Origin of the sequence: Paenibacillus ferrarius, from assembly GCF_002027705.1 — a bacterium.
In the GTDB taxonomy this organism is placed as follows: Bacteria; Bacillota; Bacilli; order Paenibacillales; family NBRC-103111; genus Paenibacillus_E; species Paenibacillus_E ferrarius.
Window position 1 is genome coordinate 219,009 of record NZ_MBTG01000072.1, and the last position, 23,566, is coordinate 242,574.

The window sequence follows — 23,566 nt, forward strand, 5'->3', positions numbered from 1 at the left end:
CATTTTCATCCCCTCTCTGGACAAAGAAAACCAACGTTCTTTCGACAATTAGCTCTCTTTTTTATATCATGTTTCAACCAATGGACATAGAAGTTTTCCCATACTTAGTTGTCAAATTTTTAGGTGCTCCTATTTCCCTATATGGAGGACTTCTGATTCGTGGACGCTGCCAGAATAACTAAAAAGCCCTGCCTGATCTCCACTGCGTGGCTGTGGGAAATCAAGCGGGCTTTTTAGTTGTCATTCCTATGCTGCTGTTATCATATTCTGTCAATTAGGTAATCCATCATTTCTACTCTCGCATCCTCTATAGCCGCAAGTTCACTTTTCAAGCACACTTGAATTTCAAATGAGATAAGAATTTGCTTTAAGTAATGATAAATCTCTTCCCTACAAACCCATATTTCTTTTGGCACGACTTGAGCTTTTTCGATTATCTCTAGGAAAAGTCCCGCCATCTTACCCTGGATTCCCGATTTTTCGGTTAAACCGAATTGCAGGATTTGTTCAGATTCTTGATCAACAATCAAGCCCATCATCGGATAGTAGGGCCTCTGCCCTTCGTCAATCGGTATGTACGCAAAAAAACAATCTACTTCCCAGATCCCAACAAACCCTTTAAGCATTTTTTTTGCTTTGGCTAGACGGATCTCATCTATAGGATTTGCCTGATATTCAGTTGCTTTTTCCAAAATCTTTGGTTTTAACCATTGATCTGTCCAAACCAAATTCTGCCTATCTCCCTCCGAAACCCTTGTGAGGAAAACATTGTCTTCTCTTATAAAAATAGCATCCAGGTTATTCTTGAATGCTTCGACTACTTCAATCGTTTGTTCCAGCGCCAAACTTAGAAACTGCACCTCTTCCTCATTCTGCATTGGCCACGGAACAAAGCCAGGCTCATATAATCTGAACGTCGGCCAAGCATTTGCTCCCCGGAACTTCAGACCAAGCTCTTTTATTTGTTTTAACTCGGCGGGATACAACTCCGTCCTAGATTCGAATGACAGCATCAAGCAATGCTGGGAGAACATCGGATCTGTCTCCTGTGTCCTATTCAGCATGCTTAACAAAGTCTCCAGACTTTCTGTCCCTAAATAAACAGCCAGGCCATACATCTCGCCTCCATTGCCTAGAATGCAGCAATATCCTATCTCTTTGTTGAACGGGTTCTCAACACCAAAAACATGACTGTTTGTTGCATAACGCCAACACTCGGCTTGTTTAAACGCTGCTGCTGCCTCATAAAGACTTTTCCACTGCTCTGACGTCGCATTCAACTGATTCATTATTTATCCGGCTCCCATACATAAAAAATCTACTTAATATCTCCGTTATACAATATACTTCCCAAATCAAAGACACACGCCGAAAAAGCAAATGAACGCAAATTGTCTTCTTTTCCGAAAACCTCTCGCTTTTGAAATAAACCTTGTTCTAATCCGTACACCTCAACCGTTTGATGAGCTGGGTCAACAATCCAGTATTCCAGAACTCCAAACTTTTCATATGTTTTAAATTTTTGGTTTCTATCTTTAATCGCAGTAGATGGAGATAATATTTCAACGATGAGCTTGGGAGCGCCTTTGCCTCCTTTGTCATCTATTTGAGTTGGATTACAGATTACGGTTAGATCTGGCTGACAGACCGTATCGGGATTATCGTACTCTTCCGTTTCACTTAATCTCACGTCAAATGGAGCGATAAAAACCTCACATGATGAACCTTGCAGGCATGTGTGAAGCTCAAGAAACATACTCCTTAAGATCCGTTGATGTGTTGTAGAGGGAGCAGATGTCATATTAAATGGTACTCCATTAATTAACTCCCATCTGCCTTCCCACTCCAGCAGATCTTGAAATTTATAGCGATGATCCTGTTCAGGCACTTTCATGAAAAGTTCCTCGCTCTCGACACTATTTTCCTTATTTTAACACAATGAGATGAAAACTCGAAGTTGCATACACACGGGCTTCATCCGTCTCAAATCTTATCTACTCTCACATTATAACCAAGCGTGATCGTTCAAACCATGTCTCTTTTACAAATATCACCCGTGGGATGAGATCGTAAAGCCGCATCGTGCGCGCTTATTATTCCAAAGATGGATACGTCTAGTTTCATGGGGATTTCAAAAGCAACTAAAAAGTCTGCTTGATCTCCGATGTATGTTGCCGCGGAGATCAAGCAGACTTTTGAATGGCAAATGAATTAGTTACTTTTCTCCTGGAAACAAAACAGCAGCAATGGCGATCACGTCATCTACTTGCTCAGAATAAACTCTGAATTCCCTAACCAAAATACGGGTTATTCCCCTTGTATTCACCAAACCGCTCCGTATAATCCTTACCAATTACCGGATTCTTCAAGTAATCTTCAACTTCCAAAACAACCTGAGTGATGAAATCGAATGTTTGAACCAATTGATCGAGCGAGTAGTCATTCAGCAAAATCCTTAGGGGACAATGATTTTATAAGCTCCGCAGTTGACATGCCCTGATTATAACATCTTTATATACTTGTAACAGCCGGCTCTCACTGGTTGTCTCTCTAGTCTCTCTCCATTGGACTTCATCCAATGTTTCTCCCCGTCTGGCTAATGGTTGAGGCGTGCTACTGGAATTTGTCCAATAGAATATAGCCGAAAGGAACCATTTAGGCAGCCGGGCGTGAATACCATTGGAGAAACTCCAGTATCTCCCCGGTACTCAAGACTCGAATAGGGTTCCTATTGGATGTTTTCCATTGAAAATGACGAATCCGCCTCCCGCCCCTTTTATTCTAACGAGAAATTCCCATCCTATACCACATATCACCAGCACACTTGAATATATTTAGTAACAAGCTTTATTCCCATCAAGGTCTGTTTCAGCGTCAAGCTTGCCATATCATTCCAAAGATCAACCCCAAGGAGGGCCCACATGACAGAACCCCTATTTGTCGTATCCAAAGAGGATTGGTCGCTGCACCGCAAAGGATACCAAGATCAAACAAGGCATCAAGAGAAAGTGAAAGAAGCCATCAAGCAGAATCTACCCGATCTCGTAACTGACGAAAGTATCGTCATGTCCAATGGCAAGCAAGTTGTAAAGGTGCCCATCAAAAGTCTGGATGAGTATCGCTTCCGTTACAATTTCAACAAAGGTAAACATGTCGGCCAAGGAGACGGCGACTCACAAGTTGGCGATGTGCTCGGTACAGATCCGCAGCCGGCGCAAGGTCCGGGCAAGGGTGAAGGCGCGGGAGACCAAGCAGGCGAAGATTACTATGAAGCGGAAGTGAGCATGGAAGAGCTTCAGGCGATGTTGTTCTCCGAGCTGGAGCTGCCGAATTTGCAGAAAAAAGAGAAGCGCAACATGACGACGACTGAAGTCATTTTCAACGATATTCGCAAGAAAGGCATCATGTCGAACATCGATAAAAAGCGAACGATCATTGAGAATCTGCGTCGCAACTCGCGCTCCAATTCGCCCGGTATTCATCATATTAGCCCGGATGACCTTCGCTTCAAGACATGGGATGAAGTCGAGAAACCCCACTCGAATGCGCTCATTATCGCGATGATGGATACGTCCGGTTCCATGGGCTCTTTTGAAAAGTATATAGCACGCAGCTTCTTCTTCTGGATGACACGGTTCCTTCGTACCAAGTATCAGAACGTGGAGATTGTGTTCATCGCTCACCATACCGAAGCTAAGGAGGTTACGGAGGAAGAATTTTTCACCAAAGGAGAAAGCGGCGGCACCATCTGCTCTTCGGCTTACCAGACTGCCATTGATATTATCGACAAGCGGTATCCGCCTTCGCAATTCAATATTTATCCGTTTCATTTCTCTGATGGTGATAATTTGACGTCGGATAATGAACGCTGTGTGAAGCTGATCACGCAATTAATGGAGCGCTCCAATATGTTCGGGTACGGGGAGGTCAATCAATATAATCGGAGCAGTACCTTGATGTCTGCTTTCCGCCATATCCATGACCCCAAATTTCTGCATTATGTCATCCGAGAGAAAGGCGAAGTGTACAAAGCGCTAAAAACCTTTTTTACCAAGCAGGAAGGGGTGGCTGTTCAGTGAGTAAAACCGAAATGCAGCAGCTCGAATACGCCATTGATGAAATTACGGAGATTGCCAAAGGGTTTGGCTTGGATTATTTTCCGATGCGATATGAGATATGTCCGGCGGAAATTATTTATACATTTGGCGCTTATGGCATGCCAACCCGCTACAGCCACTGGAGCTTCGGCAAAAATTTCCACCGGATGAAAACACAGTATGATCTTGGTTTAAGTAAAATTTATGAGCTGGTCATCAACTCAGACCCTTGCTACGCTTTCTTGCTAGACGGCAACTCGCTCATCCAAAATAAACTCATTGTCGCCCACGTTCTGGCGCACTGCGACTTTTTCAAAAATAACGTTCGCTTCTCCAAAACGAATCGCAATATGGTTGAAAGCATGTCCGCTACAGCGGAGCGCATTCGTCAATATGAGATTGAGCATGGTATTGATGAGGTCGAACAATTTATTGATGCCGTACTCGCGATTCAAGAACATATCGATCCAGTATTAACGTTATCGTATGGGCAGAGTCGCAAGCGTCAAGAAACACATAAAGCATCCACACCCAACGCCCCTTCTGAGGCCACTTATGGGTATGAAGATTTGTGGGGTCTTGATGGGAGAAACAAACCTTCCGAACCGCAGGACAAAGAAGAGAATAAGCGTTTTCCGCCCCAGCCAGAGAAAGATATTTTGCTCTTCATTGAGGAAAACGCGCCCTATATGGAAGACTGGCAACGGGATATATTGACAATGCTCCGCGATGAAATGCTCTATTTCTGGCCGCAGCTGGAAACGAAAATCATGAACGAAGGCTGGGCTTCGTACTGGCACCAACGTATCCTGCGTGAGCTGGATCTGACGGAAGAAGAAACCATTGAGTACTCCAAGCTCAATTCATCCGTTGTTGTACCTTCTCGCCATACCTTGAATCCATATTATCTTGGGCTTAAGATTTTCGAAGATATTGAGAAGCACTGGGATAATCCGACACCGGATGAAATCCGGATCCAAGGCCGCAAGCCCGGAGAGGGCCGCGCCAAAATATTCGAAGTCCGCGAGTACGAATCCGACACCTCTTTTATCCGCAATTATTTGAATAAACCGTTGGTGGAAGAACTTGATTTATATATGTTCGAGAAGAAAGGCCCAGAATGGAAGATCACGGATAAAACGTGGGAAAATACGCGCGATCAACTTATTTACTCCCGTGTCAACGGCGGTTTTCCCTATATCGTTGTTGAGGATGGCGATTACCAGCGAAGCGGCGAGCTGTATTTGAAGCATGCTTTCGAAGGCGTAGAGCTTGATCTCAAGTATGTGGAGAGAACCTTGCCCTATATTTACAAGCTTTGGGGCAAAACCATTCATATGCATACCATGGTGGAGGATAAGCCGGTGCTGTTCAGCTTTGATGGGAAGAAGCATCATCGGCGTTTTCTGTAAGCTCAAAAAACCTCCGATTTCACGAAATCATCGTGATCTTGGAGGTTCTTTGGCATCTTACTTCGGCCCACTAAGTTGATTATAATGCAAACAAATGAGGCATTGGCACATGCAATTCTTTGAAGACGTTGGATTGAATGGTTTCTTGTTCCGTATACAGTTGACGAATCTGATAGCTTCCATCCTGCAGTGAATACACATGAACCGTTTGGTTCCCTGGATCGACGATCCAGTATTCCTGAACCCCATACTTCTGATATAAATTGAATTTTTCATTAAAATCCTTAAGTGCAGTGGATGGGGAAAGCACTTCAATAATTAACGTCGGAGCACCTAGACAGCCATTTTTGGTGATCTGATCCTTGGAACAAACAACCGAGAGGTCAGGCTGTGTAACATGATCTGGGGACTCGTAATTTTCGCTTTCGCTAAAAAATATATCAAATGGAGCCACGAACACGTAGCAGCTCTGATTCTGGAAAAATGCCCGCAAGGCAAAATGAAGTTCCCCAACAATAAATTGATGTAGTGAGGATGGAGCCGGCGACATATTATAGGGTTTGCCATTGATTAACTCCCATGCTCCATCCCATGTTTGCCAGTCTTGAAAAGTATGGATTTTCTTCTCGTCCGGATTTGACACGATGTTCAACCTCCTTCTGATCATTCATATATGACTTTAACAAGTGTAACATGTTTAAGATCAGTATTACCAAAATAATAACAGTTGTTTCACATCTCTCACAGTTTTGTAAATGCTAATTCACTCTCCGATTCTTCTTTACTAAATACATAATGAGATACCCTAAGGCAACTATTCCTGCACTTGCTAGACAAACTAGTACGGCAATTAGCGTTATTGTTCGAGTTAGTATGTAATAAGCAAACAATCCTGTTAAAAATGATAGGACTACATTACTAATCATTTTTTTCATTTAAGAAACTACTCCCCCTCAAATCATTTTCCAGTTAATTCAATAAAAGCAAAAGATATTAATAAATATATCATGAGTCGCCCTCTTCATATAGCTGGAAGTGGGGCAATTCCGACTACGACAAAAGTAGTGTGATTCCGACAACGCCAATCGACGGACATCCAATCAAAGAGATGATATTCTTAAAATCTAATTCATATGAATTAATTTTCTTGAAGGAGATGAGTTGTAGGTGAGAATGAATATTTTATTCAACAAAAAGCCAATTTCCGTTAATTTCATTGGAACGGACCACAAATTAATTCCCTCTCTGATCAACGCTCTTCGTTATAACAAATTCACAACGATGAACTTGGTTCACTCCGTTGAACGTGTTGATTTGTTTAGTTCGGAAGCGATTTTATATGCGAAAGATGGAAATAAAGCTAGAATCCCGATTTTTTAACACATGATTCCTACATAAGCATAATGCCCTTCCGTTAAGTGATCTTTCACTTGTCGGAAGGTTTTTTTTGGTTAAAATAGAATATTCTATAATAGAATTCATAGACTAATAGAAATAAGCTGATTTAAGAGATTAGGAGTTGCCCTCATGCCTTTAACGCATCTTGCCAAAAAGCCCGCAGCTTACTTATTGATCTGCCTCCTTATCATGATTGCTAGTTTCATATGGACCCTTATTATAGGCATCCATCTCTGGGTGAAAACAACCCCGAATCCGCCATACTCTTCGTACAGCATCAGCCAAGCCAGCAATGGTGTGACGATCCATAGCATTCGCACGCCGCCCGAGAACATCGGACTTAAAGCGATTACCTCGAATGTCATGGATACCAACATCAACGGGATCAATGGCGGTTTTTTCTGGGAAGGGTATCTCCTGAGCATCGCTGTCATCAATGATCATCCTGTCAAAGGACAACAGGGGGACTATGGCTCTGGCTGGTTTAATATCGACCGCAAACGCGGGACGCTCGTCTGGGATGAGAAGGCTCAAACCTTCACGATTCAAGTCGTGGAAAATGCAGAAGATCTGAAGGTGATGGATCGCAATCATTATTGGGCGCAGGGAGGGGTCAGCATGGGACTCCAAAATCCGGATGGCTGGGCTGCCCAAGCCGTATCCGAGGAGATGCCGGTCATCGACGAGAAGCGAATGCGTTCAGGCATTGTCTACGATCATAACAACAACGTCTATCTTATCGTTTCACCTACACCTTGTACCGGTGAGCAATTCCGCACAGCGGTGCTGGAACAGGTGGGGAACGGACAGTTGGTCGACGGACTGTTCCTGGATGGGGACGGCTCTTCGCAGCTCAGAGTCGCCGATTATACGCTTCCAGGGGACCATCGCGAAGTGTTCCAGATGATTGCTTTGTTGAAATGAAAAAACCTAGCCAGCGGCTAGGTTCTGTACAATTCGGACATATGGTTCACTTAGAAGGTTACGTGATCAGGGTCAGGGCCAATCCGCTTGTTCTCATTAAGAGAATCAATAAGAGCTACGTCCTCAGCGCTTAACTCAAAATCAAAAATAGCCGCGTTCTCGCGAATGCGATGCTCCGTAACTGATTTCGGAATGGTGACGACGCCATGCTGAATATCCCACCGCAGCACAATCTGTGCCGGAGATTTGCCGTATTTGTCAGCCAGCTGTTGCAGTACTGGCACATCGAGTTTGCCCTGCATCAGCGGACTCCAAGCTTCCAGCTGAATGCCATGCTCACGCGTATAAGCGAGCAGCTCTTTTTGCGCTAACTGTGGATGGTATTCCACTTGATTCACAGCAGGGATGACCCCTGTATCTTCAATAATTTGCTGGAGATGATGAATTTGGAAGTTGCTGACGCCGATCGCGCGTACGAAACCTTCCTTTTGCAAATGAACGAGGGCTTTCCAAGTCTCCCGGTAAGTGGCGGTAACCGCCCAATGCACCAAGTACAGATCGATCGTTTCCAAACCGAGCCGCTGCCGACTGGCATCGAACGCTTGCAGCGTAGATTCATAACCTTGGTCTGCATTCCACACTTTCGTCGTTACGAAAATGTCGTCACGCGGCACACCGCTTTCTCGTAGACCTTGTCCAACACCTTCTTCATTGCGATAAATTGCCGCTGTATCAATGCTGCGATACCCCAGTTCAAGGGCTGTTTTCACAGAATGAATGACTTCCTGACCTTCTTTGGTTTTGTAAACCCCGAGGCCCAGCCACGGCATATGTACGCCATTATTGAGGATGACACCTTCCGTGAATGCTTGATTTGCATGAGTGGTCATAAACAGATTACCTCCAATATGAGTATAGTAATAGGACGGCTCTAGGAAGAGTGCGCTTCCTATTAGTTTACCACTTTTGGCTCTGTTTACATACTCGTATGCGCGTGGATCAAATCCATTTTGAGCTTCCACAGGGCTGTGCTCAGATTCACTCGGTAGCCCTCGGGATTCAGCTTGCGGAGATACTGGGGCCAGAACGATTTCATCTGCTCAGCATGATAAGCGCGAATCTCATCCAAGGACGGCAGTTTATAGACAAGCTCGCCGCCTGCAAAAATGTTCTGAAGCAGGGGAATCGCCTCATAATTATCAATGAATTTGAAGATGTAGGGGTGAATCGGATCGAATAGCTTAATCCGTTCGCCATTCTTCACATCTTCTTCTTGCTGCAGAGCCAAATAATCCGCTTCCGCTTTGCCTGTCTTTTTATTCATGATGCGATAAGCATCCTTGAAGCCCGGATTCGTCACCTTCTCCGGGTTGCCTGAAATCTTGATGACGGGCACGATAACACCGTCTTTCTCCCGTGCCACAAGCTTGTACACCCCACCGAGAGAAGGCTGATCGGCTGCGGTAATCAGCTGTGTTCCGACGCCCCACACATCGATCTTGGCATCCTGGGCTTTCAGCCCCTCGATGATGTTCTCATCCAAATCATTGGATGCAACAATCTTCACCTCGGGAAAGCCCGCTTCATCCAGCATGTGCCGAGCCTGCTGGGATAAGTACGCCAAATCGCCGCTGTCGAGGCGAATCGCGTTCATGCGCTTGCCGCGGCTCTGCAGCAGCCGCGCCGTTCGGATCGCGTTCGGCACGCCGCTGCGCAGCGTGTCGTAAGTATCAACAAGCAGCGTCACCTGCTCCGGCAGCGCGTCGGCATAGGCACGGAAGGCTTCCTCTTCCGTGTCATGCGCCTGCACCCACGCGTGGGCATGGGTGCCCTTGGTCGGGATGCCGAACAGCATCCCGGCACGAAGATTCGATGTCGCATGGAATCCAGCGACATAGGAGGCTCTTGCGCCCCAGATCGCGGCATCAGCCTCTTGGGCGCGTCTTGTCCCGAACTCCAGCAATATATCGTTCGGCGCAACCTGCTTAATTCGCGATGCTTTCGTCGCAATTAAAGTCTGGTAGTTCACGAAATTGAGAATCGCTGTTTCCACGAGCTGCGCTTCAAAAATACTCCCCACAACGCGAACGAGCGGCACATTAGGAAAGACAAGCGTGCCTTCCGGTATAGCTTGCAAATCTCCGCGAAACTTGAAATCACGCAGCGCGGACAAGAAATCCTCGCGGTAATTTTCTTCCTGCATCCGCAAGTAAGCGATCTCTTCCTCACCGAAATGCAAGTTCTGGATATACTGGATCACCCGCTCCAGACCTGCACAAACCGCATAACCCCCTTCGAACGGAAGCTTTCGAAAATACACCTCGAAAACGGCCTTCGCTTTATCTGTCCCCTTGAGAAAGTGGGCATACATCATATTAATTTGGTATTTATCCGTATGCAGCGTTAAGTTGTTCTCACTCATCCGTTGCTCATCCTTTCCACTGACGACAATTCTATATCCCCAGTATAAACCAACCCAAAGCTATTCACACAATCGGTGGAAGCTTTAGCTTTGATCCGGATAAAGATTCGAATAATTCACCAGTATCGTCATAAAGCCAAGCACGACAAATGAAAAAAATGCCATTAATTCCAGATGATACACATTGGGAACAACAATAAACAATAAGCCGATTACGCAGCAAATCCAATTTGGCCAAACTTTGCCTCCAGATTTCCCTAATGCCAGAATCGCTAATACGAACTGTAAACTCCCAAACAGTACGCAGCTATAGAGGGCGCTAGCATTTGCCTCAAAACCGAATACCCAAGGGCTTACCAGAAACCAAATTCCCATACAGGCGCATAATAAATTTTTCATATACATGGTCATTTTCTACCTCCCAGAACGTTTTGCCTGAGCTCAAAAATGTCTTCGTCAATAGGCAAGCTTCGAATTACTATAGTATATGCAAACGCTTACACATTTGTGCTATGAGAATAGCCTCTATCTTACCTAAATAATTAGGCGAATAGAGGCTTTCGTTTAAAATATCAAATTAAATTTTTATGAAATTTTAAAAGAATTCACAACTTGATGCAAATCCATTGCGATGTCAGCCAGATTTTTGGCGGAAGACGTAATTTCCTCCGTGGAAGCAAGTTGTTCTTCAGTAGCCGCTGCTACAGATTGTGCCGTTTCAGCTGTTTGCTGCGCAACGGAGCCAACGCTTGCTACGGTAGCTGCAACTTGTTCAGTGCTTGCCGCCATTTGTTGCGCAGCTGCCGCTGTCTCTTGAATTTTGCTCGCTACTTCTTGAGAGGCGCTTACAATTTGCCCAAATGCATGCTCTGCGGCGCCTACTTCCTTCAAGCCATCCTCCACGTCTGAAAGCCCTGTGTTCATTACTTGAGCGGCACGTACGGAATCTCTTTGAATGCTTGAAATCAACTGGGTAATATCACGGACAGAATCATCCGTCTGTGAAGCTAATTTGCGGACCTCGCCAGCGACCACCGCAAAACCTTTGCCGCTTTCGCCTGCACGCGCCGCTTCAATTGCCGCATTCAATGCAAGCAAATTCGTTTGTGAAGCAATGTTGCCAATGAGGGTGGAGATTTGCCCTATGCTTTGCGAATGCTTTTCAAGCTCTTGAATCACTTTATTGGCCGCATTCACAGATCCGCTGACAGATTGCATCTTGTTCAAGACACGCTCCATAGAGTGAGTTCCTTGCTCAGCAATTTGCGTTGCGGTGATTGATAAATCAGATACATCGGAAGTCGTCTCAGCGATCCGCTGTATCCCTGATGACATTTCTTCCATCGCTCTGCCGCACTCCATCGAGCTTTGAGCTTGTGCATCAGCGCCAGTTGCGAATTCCTGAACAGCCTTAGCTACATGATCCGAGGCTGATGCATTTTGCTCTGAGCTGGCGAACAATTGCTGTGAAGAGGCTGCCACGCTATTCGAGGCTTGCAGCATTTGGGTAACCGAGTGACGCAAGTGCTCCACCATGAGATTAACGGAGTCGACTAACATGCCGATCTCGTCCTTATTTTTTATTTGAATAGGCTCAATTGTCAGGTCACCGTTCGCAATCCGATTCAAGGCTTGAGAAGCTTTACGAACAGGAGAGGAGATATTGCTGACTAAAAAGTAACACGTTGCCAGCATGAATAAAACAATGATACTTAACACAATAAGTGATGTTTTTACGCTTTGATTATATACATTTTTGCTGTCTTGTTCTGCCTGCACGCCGCCATCTTGATTATATTTCACCATGTCTGCCATTGTTTTTTGCGCTTTGCCGAAGGATGTCGACAAAGTTTGAAAACTTTCTGCAGCTTCCTTTACTTTGGTTGGATCAGCGGATAGCTGTTTGTTCGTCACATAAGCCGCTTTAAATTCATCCCAATCCTTATCCAGTTGCTTGGCCTCTTTCTCATCTTCTGGCCCAGATAAAGATTCCTTATATTTCGCTAACAATTTATCGATATCTCCAATTGCTTTATCGATTCCCGCATCCAATGGCTCATGCTTTTTCGTATCAGGCTCTAACTTTTTCTGATAATAGAGCGTTAAAATATGCTCGGAATTATAATGAACCTGATCAATCATTTGAATCCCTTTCATCCAATCATTTGTAAGTCTTTGGTTATTATCTTTCAAGGCTCCCATCCGACTCATATCCGTGAAGCTTAACCCTCCAATCAGGATAAAGATGATTGAAAACACCAGAATCATTTTCGTTCGAACTGTAAATCGCATGAGTTAATCCCTCCAAATTTGAATGAATGATCGAACTATGTTGTATACTCAAATCATCCCGTTTTTTCTAGTTTAATCGAGAATCATTAAAGGACTTACGCTAAAATCATTATTAATTTATGAGTTTTCCTAACATTTAAAGCATTTTCCGGAGGTTCATCATGTCATCGTCTTTGCGCTTTAAGCTTGTCACACTCCTGGTATTGATCACTTCCATCTCGATTGCTGTTGTGGGGATTACGAATTATGTGCTGTCTAGGAACAAATTAATTGATCAATTAAAAGAACAATCCATATCCTCAGTGTCCAATTCCGCACAAAACCTATACGATTTCCTCTCCATTCGGGTTGCCGAGGTGGAGCTTGTCAGTCGTGTCAGCGTCATGAAAAACGGAACGCAAAGTGAACAGTTACGCTACTTGACCCAAGAATTAGAAACAGGTGGAAATCGCTACTTTTCTATCGGCGTTGTAGATCTTAACGGCCAATTAGTGCTCACCTCTGGAAAAACCTTAAATATTAGAAATGAAGAGAGGTTTCAAGATGCCCTTCAGGGAAAGACATGCCTCTCCGACCCCTACTTCGGTAAAATATCAGGGAAGTATCTCATTTCAATCCTAACACCTGTTTTTGATGAAAATAATAAAGTAACAAGCTTTGTCCATTTTTCTCTGGATGCGCAGCAAGCTTTTCTTGAACATCTCCAAACGCCTCTGGAAAAGGGTGAAATCATAATTGTAAATCACCAGGGACTCGTTTTATTCCATTCCTATAATAAGCTATTATTGGGCCTTAATATCTTCACTCAGTACCCTTCTTTGACCGCCGTCTTTAACACCGCGCTCGGACAAGATGCTGGCTATATGGATGAATCTTACGATGGAGGACAAAAAGCCCGTTGGTTTTATGCACGCGTACCCAAATTAGATTGGTATTTGGCTTATTCCATGCCTGTTTCAGCATTTGAAGCTCCTACCAGCCCTTTGCTATGGTCAACAATTGGATTGATCATAATGACTGCAGCGATCATTTTTCTGCTCATTTATTTAACGGCGAATACGCTCATTATTAAGCGCATCAAGCAAATTCTGCATGTGACGGAATCCGTTGCCGCCGGTGATTTCTACATCAAACCGCTTAGAATCAAAAGCAAGGATGACTTGGGCGCTCTTGCCCATTCCGTTAATGGCATGATTGAGAATTTAAGAGAGCTGTTCGAGCCGTTTGAAGCTTTTATTCAACATAATAACTATGCCATGATTGTCACGGACCCTCAATTTACAATTAATCATATCAACAGCAGAGCCACACAGCTCCTGGGCTATTCTTTGGCCGATGTTTATAAGGCTACTCCGCTCTTGTGGTTGGATCAAGATCAACTGATTGAAAGAGCCGCACAATACTCCTCGGAATTAGGAGAACATGTGCCGGCAGACTGCACAGCTCTTGTGATCCGAACCTTGCGTCATTTAAAGGAAGATATCGAATGGATCTGGCGCCACAAAGACGGGAGCCGTATTTTCGTGCAATTGAGTGTCAGCAGCATTACACATCCGAGTGGCGCTTTGAAAGGCTACGTTTTTATCGCTCGTGACATTAGTGATATCAAAGAAAGTAATGAAACTAAAGAGAGACTTCTTACCATCGTAGAGAGTGCGAGGGATGCCATTATCTCTTTTGATCAAAACGGGCATATCATCTATATGAATCAGGCTGGCAGAAGCTCTATCGGCTTAGAAGAAGGGGATACTTCGCATAAGCATTTCAGTGACTTGATTGATATTATGAATAATATCGATTTCGATGAAGGGCTGGCGACCGCGATCCAAAAAGGCTTCTGGGAATGCGAAGCGGAGGTCATGACGAAGGAGCAGCGGCAAATTTTCGTTTCCATTATCATTGTGCCCCATTTCCCTGCCGAAAAGGGAGAGCTTTACTTTTCGGCAATTACACGAGATATAACGGATCGGATTCAAGCCAAACAAGAGCTCATTCGAGCAAAACAAGAAGCGGATGAAGCTAATTTGGCCAAAGGAATATTCCTCGCTCGCATGAGCCACGAAATTCGTACACCACTCAATGGCATCGTTGGCTTATCACACTTAATGGAGCGCACGACCATGTCCAAGCTTCAGCGCGACTATATGAGTAAAATAACGAGGTCTTCCCTAGCCCTTTCCCAAATTATTAATGACATCCTGGACTTCTCGAAGCTGGAGGTAGACAAGCTGGCGATCGTGCATCATTCGTTTCAATTGGATGAAACGATTGACCGTGTGTGCGAGACGCTAAGCGTGCTGCTGGGACATAAGCCTGTTGACTTCATATGTGACATCCAAGACGACGTGCCGCTAGGGCTTATCGGGGATTCCCTTCGGCTGTATCAAGTACTTCTCAACCTTACGTCCAATGCCGTAAAATTTACCGATCAAGGAACAGTCACCCTGCGGGTTGAAGTCGAACAGCTCCACGAAGAAGATGTCCAAATCGGCTTCGCGATTACGGATTCCGGCATTGGGATGAATGAAGAACAGATTAGCAAGCTGTTCCAACCCTTTGTCCAAGCAGACGACGTAACAAGCCGCAAATTCGGCGGGACAGGACTTGGGCTGGTCATCTCCAAAAATATCATTGAAAATATGGGCGGCACGATTGCCGTATCCAGCCAACAAGTCGTAGGCAGCCAGTTCCGAATCAGCCTTCCGTTTGCGTTCAGCCCAGAGCCTGTGAAGACACAGGCGCTGCTCCCGCTCCGTGCTTTTGTCGTTGAAGATCATCCTGACCTGAACCGCGTCCTCGTTCATACTCTGCAAGCGATGTGCACGGAAGCGGCAGGGGTCAATGCTTGGAAGGAAGCCCGGAGAGCCATCGAGGTCATTCCCATCGATCTGATTCTTCTGGATATGGAAGCTGTTGACATGTACGGAGAAGACGTGTGGCTGGATATGCTGGCTGCCTGCAATCGCAAACAAATCAAAACCATTATTTATACAACCTTGCCTGGACGTGATGCCTTGGAGCAGCTTCCGGCGCAAGCCGTTCCTCATGCGATATTGGTTAAACCGATTTCGAGAAGTGTGCTTTATCAGACACTGCTGACACTTGCGGGCAATCTGACGGCTTCCGACCCAAGTTCGCAGGAGATCCCAATATCAACGGAAGCGCTCGCCTCAACACCCCGTGTTCTGCTCGTTGAAGATAATGAAATCAATCAAACCGTTGCCAGAACATTGCTGGAGAATATGAATTGTAACGTTCAAGTAGCCACTGGCGGCTACGAAGCCCTGCAAGATTTAGAAAACAGCCGTTTTGACCTGATTTTAATGGACATTCACATGCCCGGTTTCGATGGCATTGAAACAACGAAACAGATTCGGCTCCAACCGAAGTGGAGGCAGATCCCGATTATTGCGGTCACGGCGGATTCTACCCTAGAGAAGCGGCTGGATTGTATCCGTGCAGGCATGAATGCCATCATCACTAAACCGATCATTCCCGATCGTTTATTCGCTGTCGTTGAAGCGTCCTTAGAACAAAGCCGAAGGATGGCTGCACCTATTCTTCATACAGAAGAGGCATTAGCCCGAGTTGGTGGAAAAACGGAAATCTATAACGGGATGCTGCGCAAATTTGTGGCTCAAACCGCTTCAGCAATCGAAGATTTAACCCAAGCCATTCATCTCGGCAATGATGAGGAAGCGATAGCACTTCTACACGCTTTGCGCGGTTCGTCCAGCAATCTATCGGCCGCTCGCGTATTCGCCGCGGCTACTCTGCTTGAGGAGATGCTCAAACAAACGGATGAACCGGATATTATTCAAGCCCAGCAGATTGAGAATCAACTGCATTCGCTGGCAATTGCCATGCAAGAGGTGTTGCCTATCATCCAAAATCTGCTGGTTGATTGAAAAATGTGCTGATTTATGTCACTATATGCATATGCTTTTCTTTTGTCAAAGCATGCATTTTATACGTATAGGTGGTTAATCATGACAGTACAAAGCGCTCCTTACCGCATTTTGTTGTATTATAAATTCGTCACCATTATGGACCACGAGGCGTTGGCTCGTGAACATTTGGCTTATTGCAAAAAGCTTGGCATCAAAGGACGCATCCTGATTGCTCCGGAAGGCATCAATGGTACGCTTTCGGGGACTGTGGAGCAAACCGATGCTTACATGGCTATGATGCGGCAAGTCCCTCAGTTTCGAGATATGGTTTATAAAATAGATGAGAGTGAAGACCATGCTTTCAAAAAGCTGTTCGTTCGCCCGAAAAAGGAGCTCGTCACCTTCCGCTTGGAGGAAGATGTCAATCCGAATGAATTAACCGGTACTCATCTGAAGCCTAAGGAATTCTACGAAAAACTGTTGCAAGAGGATGTTATTGTCCTTGATGGCCGCAATCGCTATGAATTCGACATTGGTCATTTCCGCGGCGCCATCCGTCCGGAAGTTGAAACGACGAGAGAATTCCCGGAATGGATCCGCAATAACCTGAAAGACTTCAAGGATAAGCCGATTCTGACTTACTGCACAGGCGGCATCCGCTGCGAGAAGCTATCCGGATTCCTTATTCAGGAAGGCTTCAAAGACGTCTACCAACTCGATGGCGGTATTGTCACCTATGGGAAAGACGAAGAAGTGCAAGGCCGGCTTTTCGACGGCAAATGCTATGTCTTCGACGAACGGATTTCCGTCCCGATCAACCGGACCGAAGAAGATATTGTAGTGGGCAAGTGCTACCATTGTGGAACTGCGGAAGACCGCTACATTAACTGTGCGAACGATCTGTGCCACTTGAAGCATATTTGCTGCGAAGCCTGTGAAGAGGAGCACAACAGCTTCTGCTCCAAGGAGTGCGAGGAGAAGACGCTTAGCTCACTTGAAGCTTAAAGGCTTTCTTATCGAGACTTTCATAAATAAATGACCATCTGCACGTCAAAAATTGCCGCTATCTGGCTAGAAAAACCAGATAGCGGCAATTTTAATATCTACTAGTTCGCAAATGCTTCTGTGATTGTGTATGTGCCATTGACAACGGTGTTGAATGTATAAGCAACCTCATTGGTATGTCTCGTCGTACCTTGCGTTGCAGCGACCGTATTGCCGTTTTGGTCTTTGACAACGATGCCGTTCGCCCACGGAGATACCAAGGTAACTGATTTACCCGCGTCGCTGATGATTTCGGCTGACAGCACCTTTCCGTTTTTCAGTTCACTGGAAACACGGAATGCATTTTTCGCACGCAAGGTAACAAACTTGGCATCAACGTTCTTACTCCATGCCGGGAATAGACGCATTTCGAACGTTCCTCCGGAAATGTCATTCAACTCGTTCTGCAGCAGCATGCTGTTGACACTCTCCAGCGTACCGGTAGCTTCAAAATTTTCGCCTTCGTAGAAATTATTGCTATAGATATTCATTCTCAGGTTCCTATGGAGGATTTCGGTTAATTGATCGGCTTTATATCCTAATCTTGCTGCAATGGTGTATGATTTCGGGAAACCATTGGCTGCGCCGCCATTCGTATGCGGATTTAAATAGTCGCCATACTCGAAGGTATCCTTGGCAATTTGAAGAAGGGCAGGATCTGAACCGATATGGATCAGTTCACTCGGATGAACGGAGCCTTCCATGACAACAGGCTGATTGTTGCTCGAGATGTAAGCTGCCCACGGCAAATCATATACGCGAACTTGAATCGGGTTCGTGCTCTCAACGCCTCCCACAAAAATCTCCTTGTTGTGGCTAAAGCCAAGCCCAGCTAATTTGCTAACGGTCGTCGGGTTGTTCGTACTTGTCGGAATCGGAGCCAGATTGGCAAGTATCTCCTGACATTTGGCGACCAGATCCGCATCGGCATTTAAACGCTGCGCCATTTCAATATAATCTCTGAATGTTGTTCGGATATAACCCATGTCCATGGAGGCATTGATGTTCCAGCCCCCTTCGTTATTTGCGCTATTATAAACCCAGTATTTTCCATCAGACTCTTTAACCACAAAATCAACGTAGAACTCTATGGTCTTTTTGATTGCAGGATAAATAAATCTTCTCAGATCTTCCTCATTTCTGTTGTACTGCCAATCCCACAGCAATGCTCGCGTATATAGAAGAACATTTGTTTTTTGGTCGCTTGACAATTGGGGGATCCTTTTGCTTGCAACCGGCATGGGAGCCGCCATCCCATAGAAGGCGCCTAGTTGTCTAATTTGTCTGTCGCTCTGAACGCCCTGATATCCTCTCGCGGCCGTTCTCTGTTGCTCAAAACTTAACGTATTCACGAGATCCGCGTAATAAGGCTGCATCATATCCGAGCGGTTACTGGAATGCACGCCATAGAACGGCGCTTCATAGTTATAGTTCAAAACGGCATTCCCGTCGGCTGCTGAATTATCATTCGTAACGAACAAGCCGGTCAAACCTCCGACCACATTCGGCTGCTCGGCCCAATCGGGCGTTTGACGAATACCGCTGCCCAGAATATAAAGACTAGTGAAATAATAATTCTGTATGACCGGGTCGGCTAGTTTCACATACGATTTCAGCCAATAATTTTTCCACCAGTTCAGGTGATAGGAACGGGCAGTATTGATCGAAGCTTCCGTTATGGCATTTAACTTCTGTACAGCGATATTTTTCACGGTCGTGATATCTTTGGTGACGAGAATGGAACCTGCTCCTGCAGGTTGTTTCAGTCCGCTGTGCGTATATAACACGGTAGCGATTTTCGCCGTCTCGCCTGGATTTAGGGTCAAGACAATGGTGTTGTTCGCTCCCGTCTGATAGCTGCCCTGGATCACTTTGGTTGCTGTTGCTCCCCGGAAAACAAATCCGGATTCGTCGTGTCTGGTCAACCATATGGCATTGCCGTCGGTTCCCGCTGTATTGGTCACTCCGGCAAGCACCGGACTCGTCAATTGGATATTCACTTTTTGTGGACCGGTAGATGAGCTGTCCAATGTAACATTCGTAAACATCGCATTCTGGTCGTCTGCCGTCCAGGTCTGGTAGTTGACCAAATTGTTGTTATACTTCATTTTGCTGCGAATTTCGGCATTCAACATATCGCGTTCGTGTGAGAAGCTTCCGTCATTCACTTTGGGCGGATTAATCACATTGGTGCCGTTGTTAAACAAATTAATATCTGTAATGCGCGCGGAAGTCATATCTTTGGGGAAATGCAGCGTTTCATATAGCGGATTCACAGGTGTCGTTGTGTACACCCTCAGGTATTTGGCGGTAATCGGCGAAGCAAAATCAAACGTATTTGAATAGACAGACGAATACACACTGCCAGTGACACTTTTAATCGTAGTCCAAGCTGTTCCATTATCGGAAGTTTGAATATCATAATTATAGAGATTGTACTTCGCCTCATCAGGAAAAAGCAGACTATGATGCTTGATTTCGATCTTGTTGAAAGTAAACGGCTGGCTTCCTTGAACACTGACCCACTTCTCCAGAGGACGCGGCACCCCGGTTGTTTGCGACACTTTTTGTGTCGTAGAAAGCCATTCCGTACGCTCATTCGAATCAAATGCATTGCCTACCGCTCGGTTATAGATTTCCTCTGGTGGCTCACTAGGCGAAGAGCTTGAAGAATTAAATGTAAACAACGTTTGAGGCGAAGGTGTTGGAACTGGCACAATGGGATCTCCATTGTCAAATGTCAACCGGGCATTCACCAGTTTTGAAGTTCCGAAAGCATCGCCGCTGGAAAGGAAATAACTTTGTTGATTTTTTCTGGCATCGGAGATGACGCCGAACGTTCCATTGCCCATCAGCATGCTCGCAGCCAAATACTTGCCGCCTTTAATGTTAATGCTGTTATCTTCAACAGTTTGTTTTTCCGTCAGTTCTGACAGGAGCGTGCTCAGTTCCGACCAATTGGTTTGTGCGGAAACCGGAAGGATCGTCATCGTCGTTTCATTGCTCTCAGCAGGCAAAGCTACATCACTTCCCGCAAATACCGCTTTGACCATATAGGTTCCTACATCGATTGGAGCTGAATTTCTCCATAGCGCACCAGGTGTAAGAGCTTTATGTTTGTAAATATAAGGAACCTTGACCGGATACACTACAGCCCCCGTCATCGGAACATTTCTTCCTGTATAAGTAAAGGTCTGACTTTCGAGTGAGAGTTGAACGGTTGCTTTAGTGATGGAAAGGAGGGCAACATTGCTCTCTGCTCCGCTATACGTGTCATTTCCTGCAAATAAAGCCTTAACATCATACTGACCGATTTGGGATGGGGCCGTTTCTGTAAAAGCTTCTGTTACGCCATGCCTCTTATACACATATGTAAAAGGAATTTGTGTGTAATCGGCATTTGCGCTCTTGTATGCGATTGGAGCAGTTGCGCCATTCGTATACCAATTGACCGGATCGCCTGTGTAGCCGACTGTTCGATCACTCAACGTAATAACCGGAACCCGGTTGTAAAGACTGCTTACAGCATCGCTGCTGCTGAACAGCTCAATTTCGGCCAGACGAGCTTCCATGCCGCCCAAAGCTGACAGGGGTTGCTCCGGGGTGTCATATTCAACTTTCACATAACGGGCCGTAACAGGCGCTGCCAGCGTACGCTGCGTAACATCGTAGATGTTGCCATCCACCTGATCCACCTGAGTCCAGTTGATATCGTCCGTGCTTACGCTTACTTTGAAGTTCCACGGGTTTAATATCTTGTCTCCAAATACCCCATTATGGTGAAGCACATATTTGGATATGGTTTTTTCAGAAGGAAGCTGAATCTTTAACCAATGCGGCTTTACATTATGGTTGGATGCCCAGGTATTGGCATCTCCAGAAACGTTTCCGTCTATCGTTCTGATGGCTTTCGTTCCATTCCATTCGCTGCTCGCGGTTACAACAACGCCTGGCAATTTGGTCAATGATTGCTCGTTTGGCGCTGCTAAGACGAAATTTGTTTGAAGAGATACGAACACGCTTGCTGCCAATAGACCGGCAACTATTTTCCTGAAAGCGAGTTTCGCAATACGATGACTGTTGAACATAAAAAACCTCCTATTTTGGGTATGCTGAAGTCGACTTCTAGCCCATAGACAACTTGCAGAAAGAAGCACTAACTATTCAAAACATTGTAGTAGCTAAGCTTATAGTTACTTTACTTTCACAATAGAAGTATCATCACTCCTCCACGGGGGTCTGCTGACTGCTGATATGCACTCACCTCCAATTCTCATTTCCTAAGCAATCAGCGTTTACAAATTCAATATAATCAAGTAATCTAGCGCACGTATACTGCTCATTTTTTATCTAAAACCGTCGATATTCTGTACTTTTTATTGAAAACCACCAAGCTAAAAACAAGCATTTGAATAATAGTATAAATGTGGTAATTTTCAACTCTTAAATTAAGAAATGACGAAGGTAATGGTTACCCCCGCCACTTCTTAAAGCTTACTTTTTATTTGCTGCCTTCCACGCATCAATTTGCGTTTGCATCTCAGCCAGCAGCTTATCCATCCCTGCTTTTTTCAGCTTATCATTTAATTTCGGCAACGCAGTATCAGGATCAAGCGATCCGGTTATCAGACCCGCTTTAAATTCGCTAATAGCGGAGGCGCATTGCGCCAGCTCGCTTTTCACCTTGGAAGGGTCGAAGCTGAAGCCGAGCACTTTGGATGAAATTGCGGCCTTGTTCATATCAGGGCCTGCTGGGAACCATTTGGGTTGTAACGGGCTCGTCCGATAAGAGTTAAACATATTGCCGTACTCCCAACCTGAAGCAACATTATAGCCGCTATTAGGGATGGTTTCGATTAAATCTTCACCTGTTTTTTTGTAATGCTTATTTTCAATTCCATAGTTCATAAGGTTAAATAGCTTAGCGTCCGAATACATTAAATCATAAAACATCATAGCCCGCTCCGGATTCTTGGATGTACGGGGAATAGCTGTCAAAGTGCCAATAATGGAACCAGTACTCATATAAGGGGCAGAAAATTGTGCCGTTAGGACATTTTCCGGCTTCCCATTGCCGTAACGATCGGCTTGGTTAGCTGGTACATCGGGATTCATAACGGCAGTCCTTGTTATATACTTCCCAGCCTTCTCATCCGCGTCAAGATCCGTAATCGTCGGTGCATCTTTACGGATAATGCCTTTTTGATACCACTCATGCATCAGCTTCAGGAAGTTCACATACTCCTTTGTCTCAAAGAGATTGACGATCTTCGTATCGTTGTCATTGATAAGAAGCACGCCTGGATTCGTGTCAGCGAAGTACTCAATGCCAAGAGCAGACCCAACATAACTAAGTTGATCATCGTTGCCTTTGACCCGGAATGCGTATTTATCCTTCTCACCGGCAGCAACTTTTTCTAAAAAGGGAGTCAAATCTTCTAACTTCTTGGCTTTCGACGGGTCGAAACCGTATTTATCCGCATACGTTTTATTGATAAGCATACCTGGTGTTCTTGCAAGAACTTGTGTATTAATAATGCCATACAGCTTACCGTTAATCTTGGGAGCTTCCCAGGCTTTTTCAGGCACTTGCTTCAAAATGTTCGCACCATATTTCTTGAGCAGATCTGTAACATCCAGATAAGCGCCTTTATTCACGGCTGAAACATAATCATTCGTCCAATTCGAGGTGAACATTAAATCTACATTTTCACCGGATGCAAGCACGGCCTGCATTTTTTGATCGTAATTCCCCCAATCTACGAATTCGATATTAATCTCGGCATTAATTTTTTCTTTCGTGATTTTGCTCATCTCGGCGAATACCGCTTTAGCATCCGGGAAAGCACCTTGGGGCAAGTACCATTTGAGTGTTACTGGATCAAGTTTCTTTGCTTCGGGGCTCGAAGCCGTAGTTTCTTTTGCCGCTGCAGTCGGTGAAGCTGTTGAAGGCGTTTCCCCCGTTTTGCTGCACCCTGCAAGCATCATGGAGCTCAACAGGATCGTGGTTAATACAACCGGTATCGATTTCATTTTTCTAGTTCTCATTTCTAGTGCCTCCCTGATTTTCTATTATTGAACACCCAA

At 45.1% G+C, this 23,566-nt stretch carries 15 protein-coding genes; 6 read left to right on the forward strand and 9 right to left on the reverse strand.

What is annotated here, in order from left to right:
- Positions 1-260: 260 nt before the first annotated feature.
- Both BC351_RS40000 and BC351_RS40005 read right to left on the reverse strand, forming a co-directional pair.
- Positions 261-1,289, reverse strand: a complete 1,029-nt coding sequence (locus BC351_RS40000) for a DUF7309 domain-containing protein (RefSeq protein WP_079421252.1) — start codon at positions 1,287-1,289, stop codon at positions 261-263.
- Positions 1,290-1,318: 29 nt separating this feature from the next.
- Positions 1,319-1,894, reverse strand: a complete 576-nt coding sequence (locus tag BC351_RS40005) for a Uma2 family endonuclease (RefSeq protein WP_079421253.1) — start codon at positions 1,892-1,894, stop codon at positions 1,319-1,321.
- Positions 1,895-2,921: 1,027 nt separating this feature from the next.
- On the opposite strand from BC351_RS40005, the gene yhbH reads away from it, so the two are divergent.
- Both yhbH and BC351_RS40015 read left to right on the forward strand, forming a co-directional pair.
- Positions 2,922-4,079 (forward strand): sporulation protein YhbH, encoded by a 1,158-nt coding sequence (gene yhbH, locus BC351_RS40010; RefSeq protein ID WP_079421254.1) that lies wholly within the window; start codon positions 2,922-2,924, stop codon positions 4,077-4,079.
- 11 nt (positions 4,080-4,090) lie between these two features.
- On the forward strand, positions 4,091-5,509 hold the full coding sequence (locus BC351_RS40015) for a SpoVR family protein (protein ID WP_425270969.1): 1,419 nt from the start codon (positions 4,091-4,093) through the stop codon (positions 5,507-5,509).
- A gap of 79 nt (positions 5,510-5,588) precedes the next feature.
- Here the strand turns inward: BC351_RS40015 and BC351_RS40020 are convergent, their stop codons facing one another.
- Complete coding sequence (locus tag BC351_RS40020; RefSeq protein WP_079421256.1) at positions 5,589-6,176, reverse strand: Uma2 family endonuclease; 588 nt, start codon at positions 6,174-6,176, stop codon at positions 5,589-5,591.
- A gap of 500 nt (positions 6,177-6,676) precedes the next feature.
- Between BC351_RS40020 and BC351_RS40025 the strand changes: the two genes are divergently transcribed.
- Entirely contained in the window at positions 6,677-6,889 is a 213-nt protein-coding gene (locus BC351_RS40025; protein ID WP_144028689.1) for a hypothetical protein, read from the forward strand.
- A gap of 147 nt (positions 6,890-7,036) precedes the next feature.
- Positions 7,037-7,831 carry a hypothetical protein gene (locus BC351_RS40030; RefSeq protein WP_079421257.1) on the forward strand — a complete coding sequence of 265 codons (795 nt, stop codon included), beginning with the start codon at positions 7,037-7,039 and terminating at the stop codon, positions 7,829-7,831.
- A gap of 50 nt (positions 7,832-7,881) precedes the next feature.
- On the opposite strand, the gene BC351_RS40035 is transcribed toward BC351_RS40030, so the two are convergent.
- The 4 genes from BC351_RS40035 to BC351_RS40050 form a co-directional block, all read right to left on the reverse strand.
- Positions 7,882-8,721 carry an aldo/keto reductase gene (locus BC351_RS40035; RefSeq protein WP_079421258.1) on the reverse strand — a complete coding sequence of 280 codons (840 nt, stop codon included), beginning with the start codon at positions 8,719-8,721 and terminating at the stop codon, positions 7,882-7,884.
- 86 nt (positions 8,722-8,807) lie between these two features.
- Positions 8,808-10,253 carry a nicotinate phosphoribosyltransferase gene (locus BC351_RS40040; RefSeq protein WP_079421259.1) on the reverse strand — a complete coding sequence of 482 codons (1,446 nt, stop codon included), beginning with the start codon at positions 10,251-10,253 and terminating at the stop codon, positions 8,808-8,810.
- An 84-nt stretch (positions 10,254-10,337) separates the two neighbouring features.
- Entirely contained in the window at positions 10,338-10,664 is a 327-nt protein-coding gene (locus BC351_RS40045) for an SPW repeat protein (protein ID WP_079421260.1), read from the reverse strand.
- 174 nt (positions 10,665-10,838) lie between these two features.
- Positions 10,839-12,545: a methyl-accepting chemotaxis protein gene (locus BC351_RS40050; protein WP_079421261.1), complete on the reverse strand. Its 1,707-nt coding sequence runs from the start codon at positions 12,543-12,545 to the stop codon at positions 10,839-10,841.
- 161 nt (positions 12,546-12,706) lie between these two features.
- Here BC351_RS40050 and BC351_RS40055 point away from each other — a divergent pair, with 161 nt between their 5' ends.
- A complete protein-coding gene (locus BC351_RS40055) occupies positions 12,707-16,453 on the forward strand; it encodes a response regulator (protein ID WP_079421262.1) in 3,747 nt (1,248 codons plus the stop codon).
- Positions 16,454-16,534: 81 nt separating this feature from the next.
- Entirely contained in the window at positions 16,535-17,440 is a 906-nt protein-coding gene (trhO, locus tag BC351_RS40060) for an oxygen-dependent tRNA uridine(34) hydroxylase TrhO (protein ID WP_079421263.1), read from the forward strand.
- 101 nt (positions 17,441-17,541) lie between these two features.
- Here the strand turns inward: trhO and BC351_RS40065 are convergent, their stop codons facing one another.
- Positions 17,542-21,567 (reverse strand): discoidin domain-containing protein, encoded by a 4,026-nt coding sequence (locus BC351_RS40065; protein ID WP_079421264.1) that lies wholly within the window; start codon positions 21,565-21,567, stop codon positions 17,542-17,544.
- A 406-nt stretch (positions 21,568-21,973) separates the two neighbouring features.
- Positions 21,974-23,527, reverse strand: a complete 1,554-nt coding sequence (locus BC351_RS40070; RefSeq protein ID WP_079421265.1) for an ABC transporter substrate-binding protein — start codon at positions 23,525-23,527, stop codon at positions 21,974-21,976.
- Positions 23,528-23,566 lie beyond the last annotated feature (39 nt).

Bases quoted from the DNA above. Each gene is read 5' to 3' on its own strand.
- BC351_RS40035 (WP_079421258.1), bottom strand. From the start codon at position 8,721: ATGACCACTCATGCAAATCAAGCATTCACGGAAGGTGTCATCCTCAAT.
- BC351_RS40045 (WP_079421260.1), bottom strand. From the start codon at position 10,664: ATGACCATGTATATGAAAAATTTATTATGCGCCTGTATGGGAATTTGG.
- BC351_RS40040 (WP_079421259.1), bottom strand. From the start codon at position 10,253: ATGAGTGAGAACAACTTAACGCTGCATACGGATAAATACCAAATTAAT.
- BC351_RS40015 (WP_425270969.1), top strand. From the start codon at position 4,091: ATGCAGCAGCTCGAATACGCCATTGATGAAATTACGGAGATTGCCAAA.
- BC351_RS40050 (WP_079421261.1), bottom strand. From the start codon at position 12,545: ATGCGATTTACAGTTCGAACGAAAATGATTCTGGTGTTTTCAATCATC.
- BC351_RS40030 (WP_079421257.1), top strand. From the start codon at position 7,037: ATGCCTTTAACGCATCTTGCCAAAAAGCCCGCAGCTTACTTATTGATC.
- BC351_RS40065 (WP_079421264.1), bottom strand. From the start codon at position 21,567: ATGTTCAACAGTCATCGTATTGCGAAACTCGCTTTCAGGAAAATAGTT.
- BC351_RS40020 (WP_079421256.1), bottom strand. From the start codon at position 6,176: ATGATCAGAAGGAGGTTGAACATCGTGTCAAATCCGGACGAGAAGAAA.
- BC351_RS40000 (WP_079421252.1), bottom strand. From the start codon at position 1,289: ATGAATCAGTTGAATGCGACGTCAGAGCAGTGGAAAAGTCTTTATGAG.
- BC351_RS40070 (WP_079421265.1), bottom strand. From the start codon at position 23,527: ATGAGAACTAGAAAAATGAAATCGATACCGGTTGTATTAACCACGATC.
- BC351_RS40055 (WP_079421262.1), top strand. From the start codon at position 12,707: ATGTCATCGTCTTTGCGCTTTAAGCTTGTCACACTCCTGGTATTGATC.
- trhO (WP_079421263.1), top strand. From the start codon at position 16,535: ATGACAGTACAAAGCGCTCCTTACCGCATTTTGTTGTATTATAAATTC.
- yhbH (WP_079421254.1), top strand. From the start codon at position 2,922: ATGACAGAACCCCTATTTGTCGTATCCAAAGAGGATTGGTCGCTGCAC.
- BC351_RS40005 (WP_079421253.1), bottom strand. From the start codon at position 1,894: ATGAAAGTGCCTGAACAGGATCATCGCTATAAATTTCAAGATCTGCTG.